Here is a 1008-nt window from a genome sequence, read left to right as displayed (position 1 = left end):
AGGGTCGGGACCCGTCCGTCCGCTCTACGACTGGGCTGGGTGGTTCTCTGCCGGTCCGTTTTCGAGCGGTGTTGAACGGCTTCCACTTCCAGATCTGTTTTGGCGCGACATTTGCCCTGTCTGAGCAGTGCTGAACTGCCAGGAGGCATCAATGTCGGCTTCTCACGCGACACCGCCTGTTCTCGTGGTCACGGGGGCTCACCCGAAGCTCTACAATCACGACCTCGCCCCGACCGCTCCCGAGGGTCGGACTTGGGGGGCCTTCAGCATCTTCGCCATGTGGATGTCGGACGTGCACTCGGTCGGCGGCTACACCTTCGCCGCGAGCCTGTTCTTCCTCGGCCTGACCGGATGGGAGGTGCTGGCCTCGATGGTCGTCGGCATCACCATCGTCTACTTCCTGATGAACCTCATCGGTCGCCCGTCGCTCAAGTACGGGACGCCGTTCCCGGTGGTCGCGCGGATGTCGTTCGGCGTGATGGGGGCGAACCTGGCGGCCGTGCTGCGCGGCATCGTCGGCGTGGTCTGGTACGGCGTCCAGACCTACTTCGCATCCAAGGCCGTGCAAGTCCTGATACTCACCTTCTGGCCGTCGGCCGAAGCATACACCCACAGCAACTACCTCGGGCTGTCCGCACTTGGGTGGGGCAGCTTCCTGTTCATGTGGTTCTTCCAGCTCGTGATCTTCCTGAACGGCATGGAGGCCATCCGTAAGTTCATCGATTTCTGCGGGCCGGTCGTCTACCTCGTGATGTTCGCGCTGGCGATCTGGATCCTCATGCAGACGGGTACGTCGAGCCTGTCGTTGCAGCTGAGCCCTCCGGCCGAAGGATCGACCCTGACCCACATCGCCAACGCCTCGATGCTGATCGTCGCCTACTTCGCCGCGTTGCTCCTGAACTTCGGCGATTTCGCACGATTCTCGCGCAACGAGAGGTCGATGAAGATCGGCAATTTCCTCGGCTTGCCGGTGAACTTCATCGTCTTCGCGATCATCACCGTGATCGT

At 61.9% G+C, this 1008-nt stretch carries 1 protein-coding gene; it reads left to right on the top strand.

Going from position 1 to position 1008, the window contains the following annotated elements; genetic code table 11:
- Nucleotides 1–151: 151 nt before the first annotated feature.
- The coding region (locus FV226_RS27590; protein WP_187278879.1) for a cytosine permease at nucleotides 152–1008 on the top strand (857 nt) is incomplete at its 3' end.

Origin of the sequence: Methylobacterium sp. WL12 (assembly GCF_008039475.1) — a bacterium.
In the GTDB taxonomy this organism is placed as follows: domain Bacteria; phylum Pseudomonadota; class Alphaproteobacteria; order Rhizobiales; family Beijerinckiaceae; genus Methylobacterium; species Methylobacterium cerastii.
The sequence above is the reverse complement of the archived record's forward strand: the minus strand, read 5'-3'. Positions and strand labels throughout refer to the sequence as shown.